This is a genomic window from Ruminococcus sp., from assembly GCF_017650195.1.
Taxonomy (GTDB): domain Bacteria; phylum Bacillota; class Clostridia; order Oscillospirales; family Ruminococcaceae; genus Ruminococcus.
Map to the genome: position 1 here is coordinate 1 of NZ_JAGCFH010000285.1, position 4,274 is coordinate 4,274.

At 41.6% G+C, this 4,274-nt stretch carries 5 protein-coding genes and 1 pseudogene; all 6 read right to left on the minus strand.

Annotated features, from left to right (window positions below; translation table 11 throughout):
* A partial coding sequence (locus J6U00_RS12850) for an MATE family efflux transporter (protein ID WP_296582445.1) occupies positions 1-770 on the minus strand: 770 nt, incomplete at its 3' end.
* 88 nt (positions 771-858) lie between these two features.
* Positions 859-1,098, minus strand: a pseudogene (locus J6U00_RS12855) (hypothetical protein).
* A gap of 125 nt (positions 1,099-1,223) precedes the next feature.
* Entirely contained in the window at positions 1,224-1,721 is a 498-nt protein-coding gene (locus J6U00_RS12860) for a CarD family transcriptional regulator (RefSeq protein ID WP_296582446.1), read from the minus strand.
* 189 nt (positions 1,722-1,910) lie between these two features.
* Positions 1,911-2,456 (minus strand): prolyl-tRNA synthetase associated domain-containing protein, encoded by a 546-nt coding sequence (locus J6U00_RS12865; protein ID WP_296582448.1) that lies wholly within the window; start codon positions 2,454-2,456, stop codon positions 1,911-1,913.
* A gap of 99 nt (positions 2,457-2,555) precedes the next feature.
* Positions 2,556-3,233: a hypothetical protein gene (locus J6U00_RS12870; protein WP_296582449.1), complete on the minus strand. Its 678-nt coding sequence runs from the start codon at positions 3,231-3,233 to the stop codon at positions 2,556-2,558.
* Positions 3,234-3,274: 41 nt separating this feature from the next.
* Positions 3,275-4,273 carry a Fic family protein gene (locus J6U00_RS12875; protein WP_296582451.1) on the minus strand — a complete coding sequence of 333 codons (999 nt, stop codon included), beginning with the start codon at positions 4,271-4,273 and terminating at the stop codon, positions 3,275-3,277.
* Between the last annotated feature and the right edge of the window lies 1 nt (position 4,274).

Sequence of the window (4,274 nt, forward strand, 5' to 3'; positions counted from 1 at the left end):
AGGGAGATCTGCGAGAGAAAGCTGGTCAGACCGAGCGTCAGCGTTTTGCAGATAATTGCACTTTCAGGCTTGAAATCAGCCTTTTCAGGCTTTACGAGCTTCATATTGCAGAGATACCACACTGCAAGTCCTGCCGTTACGATCTGCCCGATGACAGTTGCGACTGCTGCACCCATCATACCCCACCTGAAAACAAAAATGAATATCGGATCAAGTATCATATTCAGTACCGCACCTGCAAGGGTGGAGATCATAGCAAACTTCGGGCTGCCGTCGGCTCGAATCACAGGGTTCATAGCCTGACCGAACATATAGAACGGGATACCAATGGAGATATAGAAGAAGTATTCCTGTGAGTGGCGGAATGTTTCTTCATTGACTGTACCGCCGAACATTGCGATGATTCCATCGCTGAATATCAGGTACACGGCACATAGGATAAGGCTGCTCACGATCGTCATAAGGACGGAGTTGCCGACACTTTTCCTTGCCTTGTCTGGTTCGCCCTTTCCGAGACTCAGGCTGACAAATGCACAGCAGCCGTCACCGACCATAACGGCAATTGCAAGAGCTATGACTGTCAGCGGAAACACCACCGTATTGGCGGCGTTTCCATAAGAGCCGAGATAGCTTGCGTTTGCAATAAATATCTGGTCAACGATGTTGTAGAGCGCCCCCACCAGCAGAGAAATGATACAAGGCAAAGCGTACTTTTTCATCAGTCTGCCGACAGGCTCACGCCCCAAGAATTGATTTGCGGTTTGTTCCATTTGAATTCCTCCTAAAAAATACAGCGTGAAGCTATAAGCCGGAATTACGCTTAAAGCCACACGCTGTTTTTGATGATATGAAATTGTATCAGTCGAGATAAGAGCCGACAGGAGCAGTGTTGTACTGTTTTTTGATTTTCATGATAACAGAGCCGTCGGGCTGCTCGGTTTCTTCAAGGATCTTATACTTGGTCTTGCTCTTTTCAAGGCTTTCCTTGTATTTTTTGATCTCCTCCTAAACGACCCTTACCGCATAGTCATGACCGACATCTTCCTTGAGCATAAAATGAAGTGTCTGGCAGATACACGCTTCTTTGATTCTTTTCATTATGATCTACCTCCATAAAAAATAAAACGAGCAGCAATAACCGGACTTACGCAGAATTGCTACTCGTTATGTACTAATTATATCAAATTTTTCAGCATTTTTCAAATTGTGTTTTTTCACAAATTTCATGCGATATGCTTTTCGATATATTCGACAACTTCGCTTTTGTCGATATCAAGAGCGTAGGCAAATTCCTCAAAGAGCATATTCTCTGCAAGACTAAGATAATTCTCGTCCGTGTAACGCAGCTTTTTCCCGCTTTCGGCAAGCTCCTTACGGCGAAGGTACAGCGTTTTGATAAGTCGTATGATCTCATGTTTGTCGGCATCTTTAATGATGCGGCTGTATTCTTCCTTACGCTTGATGTCGTTGTCTATCCATATAAGCCCCTCAGAATTCATGTGGGAGATCAGCTCATCGACCTCAGCTTTTGAGCATATCGGGTGCATCTTGCTGAGAGCCGTGTCGTTATTGGTCGGTACATAGAAGATGTTTTTCTCAGTGTATATATGTTTGAGAATATAGTATTCCTGTTCTTCACCCGTAAAATCACGCTTTTCAACTGCCGTGACCTTACATATCCCGAATGCACCGTACATCACCATGTCACCTACGTTGTACATAAGTATCACCTCGCAAAAAAAATAGAACGTTAAGCAAGTAACTGGACTTACGCAGTAACTGCTACACGTTCTTTTATGTTATTATAGCACTCTTAAAAGAAAAATGCAAAGGTAGTTTTGCACAAAAAATATAAATTCAATATATTTTTCTCATGAAATAATATCCGTCCATAAGGACGGTCCAATATTTTATTCTACCGGCAGATCTATAAATGTTGGCTCATCCTTAGTTTCACGTACATATCTGAGCATATCCTCACGGAGCAGGCGGACTGTAGATGTATTGATACCGGGATGACCACATATGTATTCATCCTTAATCAGAGCGTGATCTATGACAAGCTGTATGTTGTTATCAGTATCGAATATAAGTTCCAACGCTGATACAGAGCCGGGGATAGTATGCAGAAATTCCTGTATTTTATCGGCTTCCGCAAATGAAAGGCGCGCACAGTTAAGCTGCGAGGTCAGAAACTTTGTCTTGAACGGCTTGTCTCCAGGCATAAGCAGCATATAGAAACTTGTCTTTTGACGGTTGCAGAGAAACAGATTCTTGCAGACCTTAGCCCCAAGCACAGATTCTATCAGCAGGCAGTCCTCCATAGTATCAGCGTGTTCATGGTCTGCTCTCTTGTACTCGATGCCCAGAGAGTCAAGTCTATCATATATTGCTACTTCGGGCTCGGAACGATTATTTGTTGGTCGTCCGCTGTAAAGAGTATTATCTATATTCATAATCTTACTACTTTGATTATTATCTCTTCTATTGCATCAAATGTCGCTTAGTATAGGACAAAGCTCCATTATTCGCTTTTTTTCCAAACTTTTCATGTTTTATTTCTCGAGTTTTTTTCCAAGAAAGTTAGGTGAATTAATGGCTTTAAGGCCATCATTAAATACATAATTGTCACTGTAGTCTCTTGCATCGAATAATCCTGGTTCATATTCCTTTTCATCAGCAGATAGCCTAACAAGTAAAATGGAATTATCGAGCTTTATATTGCCGTCATTATCCAGAGAAGGACGACGTTCATAATCATATGTAGCTCCTATTTCTGCTTCTGGATTGTTCTTTGTCAGATTAGTTTCATGAAAAATGATACTGTCTTTTTTTTGTTCGCAAGAAAAATAAGCGACAACACCCTCATATGCATCCCACTTAACACCTGTATTATCATCAAAAAAAGAATAGAATACTCCTTCAAACCTGTTATCATAAGGAAGATCAGGTTTTCTTTCTCCGTATCCCACCTCATATACTCCTCTTTCCAGCCATACGAAGTCATCAGCGTCCGCTATAGAAGTAGTTTCAGCGGCTACGGAAGTTGGTGTCGCAATTGTAGTCGTTATAGTATGAGATGTAGTTACAGTAGAACTTGAAGTCGTTCTTGCAGTTGTCGTAACGGCTGTTGTTTTTGCTTCATCTTTCTTATCTTCTGAAGAGTCGATATTTTGAGAAGCACAGCCACACAACAAAAACAATGAAAGTGAAAGTACTAAAGCCTTTTTCATAATATAAATCATTCCTTACTGAAATTATATAATATATTGCTTCAAATGTCGCTTCGGGTATAGAATGTGCTTCGACCGCTGCCATGCTTTAAGAGAAGTCCCTGTTCAACAAGCTGCTTGATAGAATTCTCAACTGAAGCCTTACTGATCGTCGGGCAAAGTTCCATGACTTCGCTCTTTGTAAACTTACCGATCTTATTATACACAGCACGACGTACCATTTCTATTGCCGGCAATTTCTCATCGACCAATGAAACACGTTCCTCAAAGTCGCGATAGGCAGCGAGAATAGTCTGCAACAAGTACTTTATAAACGGCGTGGGATCTTCTTTGCCCTTGTTCCAGCCTTTCTGACACAGCTCTAATGCGTCGTAGTACAGGTTCTTGTTCTTGGCTATCTTGCTTTCAAGGGAGATATATCTGCCGATTACATAACCAGAACGATACAGCAGCAGAGTTGTGAGCAGGCGGCTCATTCTGCCGTTACCATCATTGAACGGATGAATGCAGAGGAAGTCGTGTATAAACACAGGTATCAGAAGCAGTGCATCGATATCCTGCGTTGCGATTATGCGATTATAGCTGTCACATATAGCTTCGATAGCAGTCGGAGTTTCATATGGCGGCAGAGGAGTGAATAATACGAATTCACGTCCATTCGTATCTGTCGCACTTATATAATTCTGAGAGTTCTTAAATGTACCACCGATGCTTTTATGAGAATATTTATACAAATCACGATGAAGCTGGAGAATGTAGTTAGATGTTATAGGTATATACTCGAAGTTCACGTAAATAGTATTCAGTACATCACGGTACCCCATGATCTCTTCCTCATCACGATTTCTAGGCGTTGTCTTGTCTTTGACAAGCTGCAACAGACGAGTATTAGTAGTTCGTATACCTTCGATCTCATTAGAAGCCTCTGTACTCTGCACCTTGGCAATCTCAATAAGACGATCAAGCTCAGCAGGTTTTTGTTTAAGGTAAAGCTCTTGCCTTCCTTTATATTCATGGATCTGGGCTACAAGACCGATAATC